We start from the raw sequence: 17,889 nt of genomic DNA, 5'->3' as shown, positions 1-17,889 counted from the left end.
TGTTGCAAAAGAGAAGGGCTTTATCGCGGGCGGATGACGGCTCCATCAAGCATGGCACGGGGCGTGCTTTGAAGACCTCGAGCCATACGGCCTTTTCACGTCTGGAGACGAAATATGAATGCTCAAAAGGGTTTCACCTTGATCGAATTGATGATCGTTGTGGCGATCATCGGTATTTTGGCGGCTATCGCATTGCCTGCTTATAACACTTACACGCAGAAGGCCCGCTTTGCCGAGGTTGTTTCGCTTGCGGACGGGTACAAGACTGCAGTGGCAGTTTGCATGGTAGAAACCGGGAACTCGACTGGTACTGGGTGCAGTGCGAACTCAAATGGTGTACCTGCGACAATGACGTCGAACAGCGTGCAATCGATGTCGGTCACCAACGGGGTCATTCTGATGACCGCGACGCAAGCTGCGGGTGGCTATACCTATCAGCTTACACCTACAAGTACAGGCAACGGAATTACTTGGGCTGTTGGCGGCACCTGTGTGAACGCTGGTTTCTGCAGATAGTATTTGATGTTATGCGTGGAGCCTAGCGCGGTTTAGTAAAAGCCGGCATTCCTTTAAGGGTATGCCGGTTTTCATAATCGCTAAGCGTTTGAAATAGTGAATGTGGGAGCGCTATGGTTTTGCGTCGATTGGTTTTCTTTCTGCTTGCCTTTATTTCTGCATGCCTGCTGTTGGTGCTTTGTTTTTCTTCCTTGAATAATCCCCTGATTTTTGATGATGTGCCTTTTTTTCGACCGGGTGGTCCTGCGGATTTGTTGTCCAACGGATATAGGCTGAGCCCGCGATCATGGGTATACGACACCATGGCCGCAAGCTTCGTTTATCTGAGTGATAAGATTATTTGGTTGAGAGTCGAGAATCTGATTCTTCATGCATGTACGGCTTTGGTGTTATTCGGTTTTGCTCGCCAGTTGCTCAACAGCTTGGATAGACGCACCGCCTTTTTTCTGAATGCTGATACGGCGGCTTTTATCGTCGCTTTTCTATTCGTCATCCATCCACTGACCATTCAAACTCAGGGTTACCTAATCCAGCGCACCATAGTCTGCGCCACGCTTTTTGGCCTGTTGGGGTTGTGGGCTTTCTGGCAAGGGCTATGTGGGAAGCGCTGGGCTCTCTGGGCGTCCTGTCTGTGCATGTTCCTTTCACTGTATGCCAAGGAGCATGCGGTGATGTTGCCGGCTTTGTGTTTCCTGCTATGGCTACTGCATCGCCGTAGCCAACTCTCCTCGTCGTTTTCTACCGGGGAGGTTTTTTCGGTGTTGGCGGTTCAGGGGACCATTGCTATATCCGTCATACTCTGGTTCAAGGGTTTGATCGGCGTTGTCTATGAGATCAAGGCTGAAGAAGTGCTCAGTGATGAGGTCTTCCAGCCGGATGGCTCGCTTTATGTGCTGAGCGTGCTGAATCAGATGGGGTTGTTCTTCAAATATCTTTCGACCTTGCTCTTGCCTCAAGGGCGAATGCTGGGGCTCGACCTTCGGGTAGCTTTTCCCCTAGGGTACGGTGCCTGGTGGGCTTGGGCTGGTCTTGCAGCGTTCGTTGCCTATGGATTGGCATCCTGCCTATTGTTGCTGCGTGGCGCGAGCAAGGGGCTTCTGGGGTTCGCGCTACTGTTTCCATGGGTGCTGTTTGTAACGGAATTGGTATCTGTTCGGTTGCAGGAGCCTTTTGTGCTGTATCGCAGTTACCTTTGGGCACCTGGTTTATTTATTGCCTTGGCGTTAGGAGTGCGACGACTCAAGAAGATTTATTTGGTCACCCTGATTCCCGTTTTTGCACTTTATCTGTCTGGGCTTTCCTATGATCGCCTGATGACTCTGTCCACGCCTGTATTAGTGTGGAATGAAGCAGTGCAATATTATGAGCGACAAGGCGACACGCCAGGGCTTCTTGGCGGATATCGGCTTTATTACAATCTGGGAGTTACCTATCTTGAGGTCGGATTCGTTGATTTGGCGTCGGAAAATATTGAAAAAGCAGTAGCGCTGAAACCGACATATGAGTACGCCCATTATCAGCGGGGGAGGATTTTTCTTTTGCGTGGAAAGGCAGCAGAGGCCAAGGTGGAATTTGAGCGCGCCATAGATCTCAGGTCTAGCTACGCAACACCTTACTTGGGAATGGCAGACGCCTTGAAAAGCTTGGGGCAGACCGATGAAGCCCAACGCTACCTTGAACTTGGATGTAATCGAGGTAGCCAACTGGCCTGTGACCGAGCACGCCCCAAGACGCCTTTGATGCTGCTCCCGAAAACGTGATTCGATACCTGATGGACATCGCACGGGTCGGACGGAATAGATCATGGTTGCTGCTCGTGCTGTTCCTCTCTGGCGTGATGGTGCTCGGGCCCAGCTTGGGTGGGCATACTGTCCAGCGCCTCGGGCAGGTCATCGTTGCCGGTACCGCCCTTGTCTTCCTCTTGTGTTGTCGAAAGCCGTCTTCGGCAGGCCTGATTGATCAACCTGCCGTTTTCGGGGGTGGGTTGATCCTGTTGATTGGCGTCATTTCTTCCCTGCGTGCGCAGCAACCGCTCTGGTCTCTCTTAGAGATGGCCTTGATCACGGCAGTTGGCCTCTGCGCCGCCGCTGTCGCCCTTACGCGTCGAATCGATGACGTTTCCCTTGATCGCGTGCTGATGCTGTTCATCGTGTTCATCTGCGCCTTCAAGAGTTTCGACTTCCTGGAGCTGGCATTGCGTTCGTTTTTCACCAATGCTACGGGCATTCTGGATACCGACAGGTTTCTGAGCGGCTTCTCCAACAAACGTTTCTACGGCCAGTTTCAGACCTTCACCCTGCCGCTGCTGACTCTTCCCCTACTGTTGGCGAGCAAGCGCTCCGCCAAGCTGTGGGTATTCATACTACTGCTCTTCTGGTGGATGATTGCGATCTCCGGTGGCACGCGTGGCACCTGGCTAGGAATGGGAGTCGCCGCCTGCCTGATGGTTGCTTGTGGACGTAGCGGCAGACGTTGGTTCTCATGGCAACTACCGGCTGTTGCAATGGGCCTTTTGCTGTTCTGGCTGATGTTCCGCGTCCTGACAGATTACCTAGGCCTAACGGTGGTGAACTTCGCCGGCGACCGTCTGACCACCTCGCTCTCGGCCCGTGACGTGATCTGGCAACAAGCCTGGGACATGATCCGCGAACGCCCCTGGCTCGGCTTCGGCCCCATGCACTTCGCCGATATCCACAACCCCATCGCCGCGCACCCGCACCAGGCCATCCTGCAATGGGCCTGTGAGTGGGGCATCCCCTCCACCCTGCTGGTGATGTGGCTGGTCGGCCGCGGACTCTGGGCCACCTTCCGCCTGGTCCGCGAACGCGCCGATTCCAACGACCCGGTCGACCTGCTGCGTGTCTGCCTGTTCGCCAGTCTTATCGGTGCCCTGACCCAATCGATGGTCGATGGCGTGATCGTCATGCCGTACTCCCAGTTGTGGCTGTCCCTGGTGGTCGGCTGGCTGATGGGCATTCACGTCTGGAAAGGTCAGCCCGCCAAACCGAACGCCTTCATTCACTGGTCATGGATGGGCATCAGCACGGCCGCCGTGCTGTTCCTGGTCTTCATCGTGATCCGCGACCTGCCGCATCAGGACGCGCGCAACGAGCTCTATCAACAGCAATACGGCGGGCACTTCCAGCCGCGCTTCTGGGCCCAGGGCGTGATCGCGATCAAGCCCGATTAGCTTGCTCCGTTCGTCGCCCGATGCTAGCGTTAGCGCCACGCCGGTGTAGCTCAGTCGGTAGAGCAGCGCACTCGTAACGCGAAGGTCGCAGGTTCGATTCCTGTCTCCGGCACCAGTTCAGGTTCCAGCGAAGGCTACCAAAATCTCTGGAACCCCCGTAAACCGCCTTCTGGCGGGTTTTTTCGTTATGGCGTTCCGTCGGAATCCGACAGCTGCCAGCCGATTTAGGGGTAACGTTTGGGATAAAGTCGATTCGATAAAGGGGTTTACCCTTATGGCTCGTACTACTGCTCCCCTGACTGACACCGCATGCCGTTCGGCCAAACCTACTGACCGCCCGTACAAGCTTTTTGACGGTGACGGTCTTTACCTCCTCGTTTACCCCAATGGCCGCAAAGGCTGGCGCTTCCGCTATGTGAAACCGGATGGGCGAGAGGGGCTGACCTCGTTTGGCAACTACCCCGTCATCGGGCTTGCAGATGCTCGGCAGAAGCGTCTGGAGACTAAGCGGATGCTGGCTGAAGGTATTGATCCGATTGCGTCCAAGCAGCAGGCCAAGGCCGAGGCGGTTGTCAGAGGGCACACGTTTGAGCGCGTTGCCTTGGACTGGCATAAGGAAATGTCCGTGAAGTGGGCGCCTGGCCATTCAAGAACCGTGTTGAGTCGCTTGAAGACTCACGTATTCCCACTGCTAGGCGCACGCGCCATCGTTGATCTGGATACCTTCGACCTCATGCAGCCGCTTGAGGCGATCAAGAAGCGCGGCACGATCGATGTGGCCTTAAGGGTACAAAACTACCTTCAGAGCATCATGCGTGAGGCGAAGCGGCTGAGGTTGATCACGGTGAACCCTGCATATGACCTTGAGGGCTTCATCAGCGCGCCACGGGTTACGCATCGGCCTGCACTCCCGCTCTCACGTCTGCCAGAGTTGATGGATCGCATCGAGAACTACAAGGGACGCACGCTCACTCGGCTGACAGTCATGCTGTCGCTACACGTGTTCGTGCGCTCCAGCGAATTGCGCTTCGCACGTTGGAGTGAGTTCGACCTGAAGCGCGGCATATGGGAGATACCGGATACGCGACCCGCGTTGGACGGCGTTCCGTATTCGACCAGAGGGACGAAGATGGCGGGCGATATCCATCTGGTCCCTCTGTCACCGCAAGCGGTGGCGTTACTCGAACAGATTCATGCGATCACGGGGTACTTCGATCTGGTGTTTACCAGTGACGCTCGCTCGTGGAAGCCTATGTCTGAGAACACGGTCAACAGCGCTTTGCGGAACATGGGCTACGACACTAAGACCGAAATTTGCGGGCATGGCTTCCGGTCTATGGCGTGCAGTGCCTTGGTCGAATCCGGGCTGTGGTCAGAGACGGCTATTGAGCGGCAGATGAGCCACAGGGAGCGCAACAACGTTCGGGCGGCGTATATCCACAAGGCCGAGTTCCTGGAGGAACGGCGAATGATCATGAGTTGGTGGAGCCGTTACCTCGAAGCGAATCGGCAGGAGCATATCTCGCCGCATGAGTTCGCGAATCAGACCGGGGCAAACGTTTCTAGCCTACGAGCAAGGCGTGGCGCAGTCGAGTGAGCGCACGGCTTTGAAGCTTCGGTGATCCGCTTTTTTATGCGGGTCCATCCAAACAGGGCTGCGAAGCCGCCCTGTTTGGATGGACCTCACCTAAAAAATCAAAAGCACCCAATCGGCCACTGGAAACCACCGGATTCCGTACACGCCTAATGCCATTTTAAACCGCAAAATCCCGCGGGCGAGTCGCTTGACCCTCTCGGATTGCGGGCGTAGAAAAGACAGTGCAAAGGCTGTCGTTGACAGCACCCCAGGTGACCCGAGCCTTCAAAGTCACGCCGCTCTCGCGGTGGCTCTACCCAAGGGCGATTCGCATCCGGCAGCTCGCCCGCTCACTACCCATGTGATGGATGCTCTTACACACATAGCGCTCGTGCGCCAGATACACCGTTCCTAGCTGCCCTGCAGCAACCTATCCGCTTGGCCGAATATTGCGCCAACCTGTGCCCGTCTCTTTCTTCTGGAAAGAGACGGGCACTTCTACCACTGCTGCAGCCCTGATCGCACATGGCTTTGCGGCATTCCCCCTCGTGACAATCGGCGTGACAAACGCCGATGTCACCAGCAACAGCGCTGTAGATGATGGTGCCGCAGACCAAGGAATGGACTGCACCTGACTGACAGTCAGGCATGCCCCGGTCATCGCATTGCTGCTTGCACCTGGCTCAGGATCTCGCGGCACTGGTCTCGTCAGCCAATGCAGCCTCCACCCGCCCACCGGTAACGGTGCTCAGGAGGCCAGATCATGAGATGCCCTTGCTCCCGCTCGTAAGGAGCCGCCAGTCCCGCGTAGTGGACATTCCCCACAGGTCGCAGGGGCCTTGATCCCTGATAACACTCAACATTCTTGGCGGGATGACGTGGGGCGAGGACTGGAGAGCAAGAGATGAGGTGACCGGTATGGCATTGGTGGGTAGACGCGATGGCCGCAATTTCGGCTACGGCAGGCAGTTGAGCTACGCGGGGCCGCAGGCGCTGAAAGACATGTTCGGCGGTGGCCACTACGGCACGGTCAAGGCGCACAGTGATCGATGGTTGGCATTCGTGAGGTGGTGCCGCTCCGAACAGGGGCCCGGCATCAATGATGCGCGGCAGATTGATCGCAAAGTGTTGGTCGACTATGCGGCGTATCTGCGCGACGTGGTTGGGCGTGGCGATCTCGCCATCAGCACCGCACAAAACCGCCTATCCAGTGTTAACAAGACCCTGGCAGCGCTTCGCGGTGATCAGTACGTGAAATTGCCAAGTCCGAGCAAGGCGCTGGGTATGCAGCGCACCGGGATTCGTCACTCAGTGCCGCAGGGCCAAGACCGCGAACAGGTTAAGCAGATCGTCGATTTGCTTTGCAGCCACGACCAGAGACGGGTCGCAGCTATCGTCCTGTTGGCGCGAGCCACCGGCATGCGCCTGCGTGAGGCCATCTTGGCCGACCTGTCACGGCTAAGCCGTGAGGCTAGCGACCTAGGCAGGATCAATATTCAGGATGGCACCAAAGGCGGCCGCGCCGGTGCCTCGGCACCCCGCTGGATTGTGGTGGACGACCATGTTCGCGAGGCGCTTGGGTTTGCACAGCAGGTATCGCCTGTTGGTAGCCGCAATTTGATTGCTCCACACGAAAGCTATCTTGGTGTGCTGCAGGAAACCATCCGCCCAGCACGAGACATCCTGCATGCACACAACCTCAAAGGTTTCCATGAGCTAAGAGCGGCCTACGCATGTGAGCGCTATGAGCAAATCACCCAACACCACGCGCCTATCAATGGCGGCCACTGTTGCCAGTTAGATAGGAAGCTTGATCGTCAGGCCCGGAAACAAATTAGCCATGAGCTGGGGCACGCTCGGATCGATGTGGTCGCTTCCTACGTAGGAGGTCTCAGATGAGTAAGGTCTTCGATATGGAGTTGTTCTTGGCTGCGGTGCTGACGGGCTCGCACGCAACTCGGCAACGCCATGTGCGACAAGCGAAAATCATCCAGGCTGAGATTGCGGAGCGCTGGCAGCGAGGATCGCCTTGGGCTTGGCAGAGAAAGCACCTGGTTTGGTTTCTCGAAAATCGCCTATGCCGGAACAGCGAGGCGACACGATATTACTACCACCTTACGGTACAGCTAATCGTGCATCGATTAGAAAAGCCATGGGTATTCAAGCAGTAAGAAGATCTATGTATTCGGCTCGTCCACCGGCAGAGATTGAATCCATGAAATAGGCTGATACTTGGCTGATGGTCGGCCGGCTTTAAGGATAAAAAGGTCTGTGCTTTCGGATGAAAAGCATCGATGATGGCATTCCGATGGCGCGCTCAAGCTGGTAATCTCAGGTCTAGATGACGAAATGCCTCTGCGCTCGTCGCCCGCTATGCTCCATCGGAAGGGAAGTCCAAATGAGTGCTGTGGCTTGTGTCTGTGCCGCCCCCACCAGTCCGGCTGTCTGTGTGGAGGCTTGTGATTGAAAAAGTTATACACGCGATTCACTAAGCTTGTATTCAGATTCGATGAAGATATCGAAGACAGTGGTGTTGGTAAACATCCTTATCATTTGAACTATGAAAGTGGTGTCTACAGAGAGTCTGATCTAGTTAAAATTATTCGTGGTGCAGTGCCGCACTTTGCTTTAACGCCGGAAGAATATAGCAGATTAAAAGACCAGGACGATATTGATGAGATGTATAGACTTGCATTCTCTAGGATATCAAAAGCAAAAAAAGATAAAAAGGGAGACTATGGAGAGCTTCTATTATTTTTGTTATTGCAGTCATTCTATAATACCGAGCGATTAGTCACAAAGGTCAAGCTGAGAAGCTCGGTGAAAGACCAAATAAAGGGTTTTGACTGCGCTCATTTTACAGTCGGTGATGATGGGCAACCTCTTCTCTGGCTGGGTGAAGTTAAATTTTATAAGTCCTTTTCTGGCGCTCTAGATGACGTTGTTGAAGAAATTGTTGCGCATACAAAGGGCGAATATTTAAAAAATGAATTTTCAATTCTTTGCCCAAATGTAGAGTTTAATGGTGGTGTAGATATTCCGGACTCCGTAGTCGACATTTTGGATGGTACGGTTACGCTAGATGACGTTAAAATAGTCATTCCTGCATTGGTTACTTATGAGACTGCAGTCCTTAAAGCGCACACATCCATCGACCAAAGTTTCAAAGATAGCATAAAGAAACAATTTGAGAAAAAGTATGAGCTCATAAATTCTAGGGATATCACTATACCACCTAATGTCGAAGTGTTCTTTTTGTTACTTCCGCTGTCGGATGTCGATTCAATAAAGAGCAAGTTATAACAAATTGAGGCGGTCTACAGATGAATTTCTTGCAAAGGATTGCCGATAGGGCGCACGAACGACTGCAGAATGACGAGCAAGCTATTTCTCTCGCTTGCGACTCAAAAGTATTTGCCAGGCATGTTCAAGATATATACAAGGTACTTCAATCCCCCAAGTACTATACGTTCGGTGTGCAGAAACTTTGTTTTGCATGCGAGGCTGCAGTAAACGAACCAATGGTGATTGCTCTACTAGAGCAGTGTATAAATTCATCTCGTATATTTTTATATGAGGAGATGCTGCGGAAACGATTACAGTATGCTCCGTCGGCTGAAGGTTTTTTAGAGGTGGCTCAAAAGGCATTCTACTCTTTGGAGAGTGATGTGATTTTGACCAAAGAGCAAAAAGATTTATATGATCTTTTCTTGAAAAAAAGGCGGTTAGTGATTAGTGCGCCTACATCCTTTGGGAAGTCTCGCATTGTCAGAGAAATTATTTCTCACAGTTCCTATCAGTGTGTGGTAATGATCGTACCCACCAATGCGCTATTGAATGAAACCTATCAAGCTTTTAGAGAGGATAGAGGGCTTTCTGAGTATTCGTTGGTGTTCTCAACTCATACTGAACCCCCAGAAGGGAAAGCTATTTATATATTTACGCCTGAAAAGTTTGATTTGTATACAGACGAGCATGGGATACAGTTCGATTTCTTTGTGTTTGATGAGGTGTATAAGGTTGGTAACTATGATGGGCGTTCTTCTGTATTTTCAAATTGTTTGTACAAGGCGTACAAGCGTAAGTGTGATTATTACCTGATTGGCCCTTACTTCAAAAGTTTTAGCGCGAAATACTTGGAGAGGACGTCTGGGCATTTTGAGAGATATCAGACTGACATCGTGCAAAAAGAAATCATAAGCTATTTTGATGGGGGGGCGCCGACCTATCGAAAAATAACACTTCCTGTGAGAGCCGGTAAAGATGCGAGGCTAAAGCAAGTCCTACAAAAAATCGATGGGCCTACCATTGTATATGTGGGTCGCAAGGATACCGCAGAAACCCGAGCGAAAATAATTCACGAGATAAAATCTAAGGCGTTGCGGCAAAAAAGCGATTCAGTAGTAGAGCTTGTTGAGTATATTAAAAAGACGATATCCACGGAGTGGAGGCTAATTGATTTTTTGCAGTCAGGAGTCGCTTTTCATCATGCGGGCATCCCAAAATACATACAGTCAGAGATAGTTGACTTGTTTAATGCTGGGGAGCTCGATGTGATTGTTTGTACGCCCACATTAACAGAAGGGGTGAATACCACTGCGAAAAACGTTGTTTTCTTTGATACTACAAAGGCTGATCAAAGTTTAACTGGATTCGAAGTTAAGAATGTAGTTGGCCGATCAGGTAGATTTGGTCAGCATTTCGTAGGGCGTGCGGTATTTTTGGAGCCTCACGCTGAGCAAGATGATATCGAAGAAATTTCTTTTCCTATATTTGATTCAGAAAATTTGAGAGAAGAAGACAATATTCAGATATCGCTAGATGATTTGAATGACGCTGGACGTAATCAAAGAGAGCGAATTAATAATCTTGCTGGGTCCTTGATGATTCCTCTAGAGGTATTAAAGAAGAATAAGTATGTGTCGCTTGATAATCAAATTCGGCTCATAATGCACCTCAGGGAAAACCCCTCAATCAGGAGGGAACTGCTCGGAGCACATAACCCGCCACGAAAAGAGCAAGTCGATTTAATTATTCATTTGGTCCATGATTTTCTCTATTCTGACTCCGACAAGAGAGATAGTTGGAGTACCGGGAATATTTCGAGATTCGTTAAGTATCACGTGTATCACAGTCCGTCTATAAAACAGCTGATAAAAGAGCATCACGCGGTGAAGGAAGATACGAGGATTAGGAATGTTCTCGATCTGATATATACGTATTTTGAATATTCTCTTCCTAAATATATATCTGCGCTTGAGAATATTGTAAATTTTGTATATTCGGAAAAAATATCCTTTGCATTGTTTGTTACCAAGCTCCAGTATGGAAGTACTGAGCCGCAAGATATACTCTTGGCTGATGCTGGTATACCTAGATCTATAATAATTCAAGTGTCGGGAGGTTTGAGTGGGGCCACAACAATCGAATCTATTAAGGACCGCCTTAGCCGTAATCCTGGGATCCTAAGCAGATTAAGTGGGATTGAGACCAGGATGTTAAAGAAACGAATTTGAAGTGAGTGTTGTGTGTTGCTGTGGTGGCGTTTTTTTGTAAGTTGACTTTTCTCTGAACGGACTGATGGTATTGCGAGCCATTAGTCCTTTCAGGCGTGATTAGAGGTTCGTAGCTGTCGAGCTTGAGCTTTATGGATAAGAGCGGGTGATTAATGTTTTATGGCATTTTCACGATTGCGAGGTGGCTTCAGCCGGAGCTAGACTACCCTCAATTATAGATTCTTGAACAGCGCTTATGTCATCGGAGCCTTTAGCACAAAATTGTACATCTCGTGTGAAAGGGTTTCCAAGGTGACCAATCCTGAAAACGCCGCCCGTAGCCAACCCTTGTGTTAGCTGATTTTCACTTAGCTCATAAAATTCACTTAGACAAATCCATGTGTTCTTCTGAAAACAAGTAGAGTTTGCAGGGAAAAAGAAAGCAGCAAATCTGTTTGCGCTTTGACAACCGAAATCATTTCGATAGTGATGACCTTGAGAAGTGGTTTTTGCAACCAAAACTACTCCATTGTTCAAGTTGCCGAGTACAACCAAGAACTTATCTTTGGTTGAACCGTCAGCGAACACAAACTCTTTATGGAGGTAGATGGTCCCAGGGGTCACATTATTTCCTTAGAGTTGCGACCATTTCTGCTCGATCAGCGGCGAGCCCCATAACTGCGTCTTCTTCCTGACTGCGTACGGCCATTCGGTACGGGATGCTCGCTTGCTTCTGTCCCTCTACTTCATAAATTTGATGCCATGGCAGATTTTCTAGATGGGTTTCTTCCACCATTTGTTCTGCATCAGCATTTTTGAACTGATCTGCCAGATTGTGCAGGATGCGAAGCTCGCGCTTTGAGAAATGCGATGGATCGAATTTGCTCAAGGCGTCAACTCGAAGCATCTGGCCCCTAGCAGTAGGAGTGAACTCGAAGGAGCAATTTCCTTCCCAGTCCTGGTCAGGACGCTTGAGCTCCTCGAAGAACTTGGTGGGAACCGGGCCCATTGGCCATGCAAAATACTCGAGTCCTGTGACCGGTCGTCCAGTATCACGGAAATGGGTAAAGTCTAGGAAATACAAGAGCTTGAAAAGCTTTGTCTTCCCCAGTTTTCGGGTGTTTTGCGCAAAAAACTTGACTGCTTCGATAAGTTTTTCGCGTTCGTGGTCGATTAGCATAGATGCAATGATAGCTCACACCTGTCTCAAAGCTCCAGCGCACTGGATTACCGGTGCTGGCAATAGGCTGATGCTGCGCTTGATTAAGATGTTCGTTAGGGCGGCACACCAAGAGCGCCGCGGTATGCAGTTCGGTCTCGTGCAAAATACGAAGCACTTCTTGAGATAATTTTTGAGGTAAAAGTCAGCGTTTCGCCATGCAATATTATTAAAAATCAAAGGCTTATGTATTGATTTGATTCCTGTCTCCGCACCAGCCTCTCCAAACCGGCCATCAGGCCGGTTTTTTATTGCCCGGCATATTTCGCGACACCTGCGCTCATTGCTGTCCGAAAATGGCGAGTATGCCCCCATGCCCGGTGCTAACCTGCGCCCATGAACAGGACAACCGCTGCGCCATTTCCCACTGCCGATATCTGCGAGAAGGCTCGCCTGAGCCGCGATGCGCGGTTCGACGGGGTGTTTTTCACCGCCGTGCTCAGTACCCGGATCTATTGCCGGCCGGTGTGTCCGGCGCGACCGCCCAAGGTCGAGAACGTGCAGTACTATCCCAGCGCGGCGGCTGCCGAGGCCCTGGGCTTCAGGCCCTGCCTGCGCTGCCGGCCGGAGCTGGCGCCGGGCAACAGCGTCTGGCTGCACGGCGAGCACCGCGTGGCGCGGGCGCTCAAGCTGATCAACGAAGGCTTTCTCGCCGAGCATTCCCTCGACGAACTGGCCGCGCGCCTGGACGTCGGTGGTCGGCAATTGCGTCGGCTGTTCGTCCAGCACCTCGGCGCTTCGCCGATGGCGGTGCATGCGACCCAGCGTCTGCTGTTCGCCAAGCAACTGCTGACCGAAACCGCCCTGCCGATCACCGAGGTGGCGTTGGCTTCGGGCTTCCAGAGTCTGCGTCGCTTCAATTCGGCGTTTGCCGAGGCCAACCATGTGGCACCACGGGAGTTGCGACGCAAGCCGCCAGTCGCCGCCGGCAACGCGCTGGTCCTGCGCCTCGGCTATCGGCCGCCGTACGACTTCCAGGCGCTGCTCGCCTTTCTCGCCGGCCGCGCCTTGCCGGGTATCGAGGTGGTCGAGGGCGACCGTTATCGCCGGGTATTCGGCAGCGTTGAATCGCCCAGTTGGTTGCAGGTCAGCCCTTGGGCCGGTGACGCGCATGCCTTGAAGCTGGAGTTGTTCAACGTACCGCCGGCGCAGATGCTGCCGGTGGTGATGCGGATTCGGCGGATGTTCGACCTGGATGCCGACCCGCAGGCGATTGCCGCCACCCTGGGCGCCAGTCCGGTGCTGGCGCCGTTGGTCGAGCGTTTCCCCGGGCAACGCCTGCCTGGCGGCTGGGAGGGTTTCGAGGTGTCGGTGCGGGCGGTCCTGGGGCAGCAGGTCAGCGTCGCGGCGGCACGCACGTTGGCCGCGCGCCTGCTGAGCCGTTTTGGCAGCGTCCTTGAAGCACCACCGGCGCCCGGGCTGGACCGGCTGTTCCCGACGCCGGAGCAATTGTTAGACGCCGACCTGGGCGCGATCGGCGTCATTCGCGCCCGTACCGCGACCATCCAGGGCATCGCCCGAGCCCTGCTCGAGGGGCGGGTGGATTTTCGCACCGAGCAGCGCCTGGAGGATTTCGTCAGGCGCTGGGTCGCCTTGCCGGGGATCGGTGAATGGACAGCCCATTACATTGCCATGCGGGTGCTCCACCACCCGGATGCGTTTCCCGCCGCGGACCTGATCCTGCGCCGGGAAGTGGTGACGGACGGCCCGCCGCTGAGTACCCGGGCCCTGGAAGCCCTGGCCGAGGACTGGCGCCCCTGGCGCGCCTATTCGGTCATGTACCTGTGGCGCCAGGCCGTGGAATCGGAATTGATACGCAGGAGCCAAAAATGACCACAAGCCGGATCTACTACGACGTGATTGCTTCGCCCATCGGGCCGATGATGCTGGTTGCCGATGACGACGGGCTGCGCGAGTTGCGCTTCGAGCTGGACTACCGGCCGCAGACGCCGCTGGAAGGCTGGCTGCATTCGCCGCAGAAGCTGGCGCCGGTACGACGGCAGTTGGAGGAGTACTTCGCCGGTGAGCGCCTGGCGTTCGATCTCAAGCTCAACATGCTCGGCACCGAGTTCCAGCGCGAGGTGTGGGACGCTTTGGTGACGATTCCCTACGGTGGCGTCACCAGCTATGGGCAGATCTGCCAGCAGATCAACCGGCCCAGGGCCTCACGGGCGGTGGGCGCGGCCAATGGGCGCAATCCGGTGCCGGTGATCGTGCCCTGTCATCGGGTGATCGGCAGCAACGGTACGCTCACCGGCTTTGGCGGTGGGCTGGCGGCCAAGCAGTGGCTGCTGGAACATGAGGCACGGCACTTTCAGTTGCATTGAGGGCCGATGGGGTCTGTGCCTGTGGTCCTGAGCGAGGCTCTGGGCCCTATTCGCGGGCAAGCCGCGCTCCTACAGGGATGGGCGGCTCCCAAGGCTGGATCGGCTCAGAGACTCAAGCGCATCGACAGGTCCACCGCCTTTACATCCTTGGTCATCGCGCCGATCGAGATGTAGTCCACGCCGGTCTCGGCGATCGGCCGCAGGGTGCTTTCGTTGATGCCGCCGCTGGCCTCCAGCTTGGCCTTGCCGGCGTTCAGGCGCACGGCCTCGCGCATGTCGTCCAGGCTCAGTTCGTCGAGCATGATGATATCGGCACCGGCCGCCAGGGCTTCCTTCAGTTCGTCCAGGCTCTCCACCTCGACCTCCACCGGCTTGCCCGGAGCGATCTTGTGCGCCGCGCTGATGGCCTGGGCGATGCCACCACAGGCGGCAATGTGGTTTTCCTTGATCAGGAACGCATCGTAGAGGCCGATGCGGTGGTTGTGGCAGCCGCCGCAGGTCACCGCGTACTTCTGCGCCAGGCGCAGGCCGGGCAGGGTCTTGCGGGTGTCGAGCAGTTTCACCGACGTGTCGGCCACCAGGTCGGCGTAGTAGCGCGCATGGCTGGCGACGCCCGAGAGCATCTGCAGGAAGTTCAGTGCGCTGCGTTCACCGCTGAGCAGCGAGCGCGCCGGCCCTTCGAGGTGGAACAGTGCCTGGTTCGGCTTGACCCGCTCGCCGTCGCGTACCTGCCAATGCACCGCGACCCGTGGGTCGAGCTGGCGAAACACGGCATCGACCCAGGCGGTTCCGGCGATGGTCGCCTCGTCACGGGTGATGATGGTGGCCTTGGCCAGCCGTTCGGCGGGGATCAGTTGCGCGGTGATGTCGCCGCTGCCGATGTCTTCGAGCAACGCACGGCGCACGTTGGCTTCGATTTCGGCGGTCAGGTCGGCGAGACGTAGATTCGGCATAACGGGCTCCACAAACAAAGTCTCCCGATTATAGGGCCCAGGCGCCGGCCAACCCAAGGCGCGCCCATCGAACGCTGCCCGTTGAACCGACATTTTGTCGTTTTGCGTGAGCGTTTTTACGTCTCCGGCGGTCTACACAGCGACAGGGTGAAAAACGAGTTGCAGAGTTCGCTGGCAAAAGTGACATCTTTTGCAAGATAATATGACTTGTAATTGACGTCATAGCTTTGACGTCTCTGTGATTCCCCGATTATCGATAGCCGACAGTGGCCTTGGGCTGGTGTCGGAGCGGGTCGCCGGCGATAGCGCCGCGACCGCGTACCCAACGATTGTTTACGCTGGATCAAAGAACCGCAGAGGGAGGCTTGGATGCACAACGACGGGAAGGTAGTGCCTTTGCACAAGGCTACCGACGAACGAGCGACGCCGTCGCCGCTCGCCCGTTTGCCCGTGGTTCTGCTCCAGGTGCGCGACAAGGCGGCCCAGCAACTCCGGCAGGGCTTGCAGGCGCTGTTCGACAATGCCGACGACACGCTGTTCGAAATGGCCGACAAGGCCCTGAACAACGTTGACCAGAACACCTTCTTCGAAGCCATGCGCGACCTGCGGCTCAAGCGCAAGCACATCGAGCGCGGCTTTCACGAGCGTTTTGCCGACGCTTTCGCCGCCCTTGGCCAGTACGACGTCCACGAGGTGGCCCTGGCCGCGCCGATGTCCTACGACAAGCTGGCGCTGGTGCCGAATGACGAACTGGAGAAAACCGTCGCACTGGATGCGATGGTCGCCAAGGTCCTCAGTCGGGACGGCCTGGCCCTCGGACAGTTGACCGCGCGCCTGAACGTACTGATCACCCGGCGTCTCGACGACCAGAGCAACCCCATGGGGCCGGCGATGCTCTGCGAGTATTTCCTCGAGGCCGGGCGCGACCTGGGGGTGGAGATCAAGGTCAAGCTGATCATCCTCAAGCTGTTCGAGAAATATGTCCTCAGCGACACCGATCACCTGTATGCCGACGCCAACCAACTGCTGATCGCCACCGGTGTGTTGCCCGAACTCAAGGCCGCCCCGGCCCGGCGCGCCTCCGATCGTCCGGCGGCGAATGCGCGGGCCCGCGACGCCGAGGCCGAGTCGGCCCGCCCGGGTACCTCGTCCCTCGACGCCAGCGTCCAGGAAGTGTTCTCGGCCCTGCAGGACCTGTTGCAGCATGTGCGCGGCAGTGTCGCGCCCAAACTGGATGCGGGGTCCGAGATCCAGCCGATTTCCACCCGCGACTTGTTGCGGCTGCTTTCGCATCTGCAGCAGTACGTGCCGGCCCAGGCCGCGACGGATGACTTCGACCTGCGCAATCAGCTGGAGCAACTGCTGACCCGGGTCAGCGTTAAGAGCGGCAAGTCGCGGGTAGTCGGCGGGATGGACGAGGACGTGATCAACCTGATCGCGATGCTCTTCGAATTCATCCTCGATGACCGCAACCTGCCGGACTGCCTCAAGGCGCTGATCGGCCGCCTGCAGATCCCGATGCTGAAGGTGGCGGTGCTGGACAAGAGCTTTTTCAGCCGCGGCAGTCATCCGGCGCGCCGCCTGCTGAATGAAATCGCCTCGGCATCCCTGGGCTGGGGCGCCCGCGACGACTACCAGCGTGATGCCCTGTACCTGCGCATCGAGCAGATCGTGCAGCGGCTGTTGAACGACTTCGTCGACGATCCGGCGATCTTCGCCGAGCTGCTGACCGACTTCCTCGCCTTCACCAGTGACGAGCGCCGCCGCAGCGAACTGCTCGAGCAGCGCACCCGTGATGCCGAGGAGGGCCGGGCCAAGGCCGAACTGGCGCGCCAACGGGTCCAGGAAGTATTGAACGAGCGACTGTTGGGCAAGACCCTGCCCGAAGTCGTGGTGCGCCTGCTGCAGGAAGCCTGGAGCAAGGTGCTGTTGCTGGTCTGGCTCAAGCACGGCGAGCAGTCCGTCGAGTGGCGGGCCGGCCTGCAGACCATGGATGAACTGATCTGGAGCGCCGATCCGCAAGGGGTGGCCGATGCGCGGCTACGCCTGCTGGATCTGGTGCCCGGCCTGCTCAAGGCGCTGCGGGACGGCCTGGCCAGTGCGGCGTTCGATCCGTTCGCCACCAGCGAATTCTTCAGCCAGCTGGAGAGCCTGCATGTCCAGGTTTTCCAGCGCCTGGCCAGGCAGAGCGTCGAGCCGGCCAGGAACGAGGCGGAGCAACCGGCGATGGTCGAGGTGCTCGAGGAAATCGTCCTCAGTGCCGCCGATGGCGCTCATCGTGAAGAGCGTACGATGGAGCTGCCGGAAGACGATGCCGGCCTGCTGTGGGTGCGGCAATTGCGCATTGGCAACTGGGTCGAGTTCCGCGAAGACGAAGAGAATGGCCAGCGTTGCAAGCTGGCGGCGATCGTCGAGCCGACCGGCAAGTACATTTTCGTCAACCGTACCGGCATGAAGGTGCTGGAGCGTACGGCCCGGGGGCTGGCCGTCGAGTTCCGCCGCGGTGCGGTCCGCCTGCTGGACGACACGCTGCTGTTCGACCGGGCCCTGGCCTCGGTCATCGGCAATTTGCGGCGCCTGAAGACGCGCTGAGGTTTTTCTGCGCGGGCGCTG

Annotated in this window: 14 protein-coding genes and 1 tRNA gene; 12 read left to right on the top strand and 3 right to left on the bottom strand. The window is 55.5% G+C overall.

Annotated elements, in window-relative coordinates:
* The first annotated feature begins 114 nt into the window (after positions 1–114).
* The 9 genes from PF66_RS25175 (at position 115) to PF66_RS25135 (ending at position 10,798) form a co-directional block, all read left to right on the top strand.
* Complete coding sequence (locus PF66_RS25175) at positions 115–516, top strand: pilin (RefSeq protein ID WP_054064131.1); 402 nt, start codon at positions 115–117, stop codon at positions 514–516.
* Positions 517–629: 113 nt separating this feature from the next.
* Positions 630–2,276 (top strand): tetratricopeptide repeat protein, encoded by a 1,647-nt coding sequence (locus PF66_RS25170; RefSeq protein ID WP_152973082.1) that lies wholly within the window; start codon positions 630–632, stop codon positions 2,274–2,276.
* A gap of 77 nt (positions 2,277–2,353) precedes the next feature.
* Positions 2,354–3,706 (top strand): O-antigen ligase family protein, encoded by a 1,353-nt coding sequence (locus PF66_RS25165; RefSeq protein WP_054064149.1) that lies wholly within the window; start codon positions 2,354–2,356, stop codon positions 3,704–3,706.
* Positions 3,707–3,745: 39 nt separating this feature from the next.
* A tRNA-Thr gene (locus PF66_RS25160) sits at positions 3,746–3,821 on the top strand.
* A gap of 159 nt (positions 3,822–3,980) precedes the next feature.
* On the top strand, positions 3,981–5,303 hold the full coding sequence (locus PF66_RS25155) for a tyrosine-type recombinase/integrase (protein ID WP_054064129.1): 1,323 nt from the start codon (positions 3,981–3,983) through the stop codon (positions 5,301–5,303).
* Positions 5,304–6,200: 897 nt separating this feature from the next.
* Positions 6,201–7,181: an integrase domain-containing protein gene (locus PF66_RS25150; RefSeq protein ID WP_054064148.1), complete on the top strand. Its 981-nt coding sequence runs from the start codon at positions 6,201–6,203 to the stop codon at positions 7,179–7,181.
* The gene (locus tag PF66_RS25145) at positions 7,178–7,453 is read left to right on the top strand and encodes a hypothetical protein (RefSeq protein WP_054064128.1); all 276 of its coding nucleotides are present in this window, start codon (positions 7,178–7,180) and stop codon (positions 7,451–7,453) included. The genes PF66_RS25150 and PF66_RS25145 overlap by 4 nt, the downstream gene beginning before the upstream one ends.
* A gap of 292 nt (positions 7,454–7,745) precedes the next feature.
* Positions 7,746–8,585, top strand: a complete 840-nt coding sequence (locus tag PF66_RS25140) for a HamA C-terminal domain-containing protein (protein WP_081009905.1) — start codon at positions 7,746–7,748, stop codon at positions 8,583–8,585.
* 20 nt (positions 8,586–8,605) lie between these two features.
* Positions 8,606–10,798 (top strand): helicase-related protein, encoded by a 2,193-nt coding sequence (locus PF66_RS25135; RefSeq protein WP_054064126.1) that lies wholly within the window; start codon positions 8,606–8,608, stop codon positions 10,796–10,798.
* A 168-nt stretch (positions 10,799–10,966) separates the two neighbouring features.
* Here PF66_RS25135 and PF66_RS32855 read toward each other — a convergent pair whose 3' ends face one another.
* Together PF66_RS32855 and PF66_RS25130 are read right to left on the bottom strand one after the other, a co-directional pair.
* Complete coding sequence (locus PF66_RS32855; RefSeq protein ID WP_152973081.1) at positions 10,967–11,401, bottom strand: hypothetical protein; 435 nt, start codon at positions 11,399–11,401, stop codon at positions 10,967–10,969.
* 1 nt (position 11,402) lies between these two features.
* A complete protein-coding gene (locus tag PF66_RS25130) occupies positions 11,403–11,957 on the bottom strand; it encodes a Panacea domain-containing protein (RefSeq protein ID WP_054064125.1) in 555 nt (184 codons plus the stop codon).
* Positions 11,958–12,332: 375 nt separating this feature from the next.
* Here PF66_RS25130 and PF66_RS25125 point away from each other — a divergent pair, with 375 nt between their 5' ends.
* Together PF66_RS25125 and PF66_RS25120 are read left to right on the top strand one after the other, a co-directional pair.
* On the top strand, positions 12,333–13,829 hold the full coding sequence (locus PF66_RS25125) for an AlkA N-terminal domain-containing protein (RefSeq protein ID WP_054064124.1): 1,497 nt from the start codon (positions 12,333–12,335) through the stop codon (positions 13,827–13,829).
* Complete coding sequence (locus tag PF66_RS25120; protein WP_054058026.1) at positions 13,826–14,323, top strand: methylated-DNA--[protein]-cysteine S-methyltransferase; 498 nt, start codon at positions 13,826–13,828, stop codon at positions 14,321–14,323. The genes PF66_RS25125 and PF66_RS25120 overlap by 4 nt, the downstream gene beginning before the upstream one ends.
* Positions 14,324–14,427: 104 nt before the next feature.
* Here PF66_RS25120 and nadC read toward each other — a convergent pair whose 3' ends face one another.
* Positions 14,428–15,276 (bottom strand): carboxylating nicotinate-nucleotide diphosphorylase, encoded by an 849-nt coding sequence (gene nadC / locus PF66_RS25115; protein WP_054058027.1) that lies wholly within the window; start codon positions 15,274–15,276, stop codon positions 14,428–14,430.
* 369 nt (positions 15,277–15,645) lie between these two features.
* On the opposite strand from nadC, the gene PF66_RS25110 reads away from it, so the two are divergent.
* Positions 15,646–17,868, top strand: coding sequence for a DUF1631 domain-containing protein (locus PF66_RS25110; RefSeq protein ID WP_054064123.1), 2,223 nt, complete (start codon positions 15,646–15,648; stop codon positions 17,866–17,868).
* Positions 17,869–17,889 lie beyond the last annotated feature (21 nt).

The organism is Pseudomonas asplenii (assembly GCF_001293465.1).
GTDB lineage: Bacteria > Pseudomonadota > Gammaproteobacteria > Pseudomonadales > Pseudomonadaceae > Aquipseudomonas > Aquipseudomonas fuscovaginae_B.
This window is presented reverse-complemented; position numbering and strand designations above follow the sequence as displayed.

Excerpts from the sequence above, each read along its gene's own strand:
- PF66_RS25155 (WP_054064129.1), top strand. The coding sequence starts at position 3,981 with ATGGCTCGTACTACTGCTCCCCTGACTGACACCGCATGCCGTTCGGCC.
- PF66_RS25125 (WP_054064124.1), top strand. The coding sequence starts at position 12,333 with ATGAACAGGACAACCGCTGCGCCATTTCCCACTGCCGATATCTGCGAG.
- nadC (WP_054058027.1), bottom strand. The coding sequence starts at position 15,276 with ATGCCGAATCTACGTCTCGCCGACCTGACCGCCGAAATCGAAGCCAAC.
- PF66_RS25145 (WP_054064128.1), top strand. The coding sequence starts at position 7,178 with ATGAGTAAGGTCTTCGATATGGAGTTGTTCTTGGCTGCGGTGCTGACG.
- PF66_RS25120 (WP_054058026.1), top strand. The coding sequence starts at position 13,826 with ATGACCACAAGCCGGATCTACTACGACGTGATTGCTTCGCCCATCGGG.
- PF66_RS25130 (WP_054064125.1), bottom strand. The coding sequence starts at position 11,957 with ATGCTAATCGACCACGAACGCGAAAAACTTATCGAAGCAGTCAAGTTT.
- PF66_RS25110 (WP_054064123.1), top strand. The coding sequence starts at position 15,646 with ATGCACAACGACGGGAAGGTAGTGCCTTTGCACAAGGCTACCGACGAA.
- PF66_RS25165 (WP_054064149.1), top strand. The coding sequence starts at position 2,354 with ATGGTGCTCGGGCCCAGCTTGGGTGGGCATACTGTCCAGCGCCTCGGG.
- PF66_RS25175 (WP_054064131.1), top strand. The coding sequence starts at position 115 with ATGAATGCTCAAAAGGGTTTCACCTTGATCGAATTGATGATCGTTGTG.
- PF66_RS25135 (WP_054064126.1), top strand. The coding sequence starts at position 8,606 with ATGAATTTCTTGCAAAGGATTGCCGATAGGGCGCACGAACGACTGCAG.
- PF66_RS25150 (WP_054064148.1), top strand. The coding sequence starts at position 6,201 with ATGGCATTGGTGGGTAGACGCGATGGCCGCAATTTCGGCTACGGCAGG.
- PF66_RS25170 (WP_152973082.1), top strand. The coding sequence starts at position 630 with ATGGTTTTGCGTCGATTGGTTTTCTTTCTGCTTGCCTTTATTTCTGCA.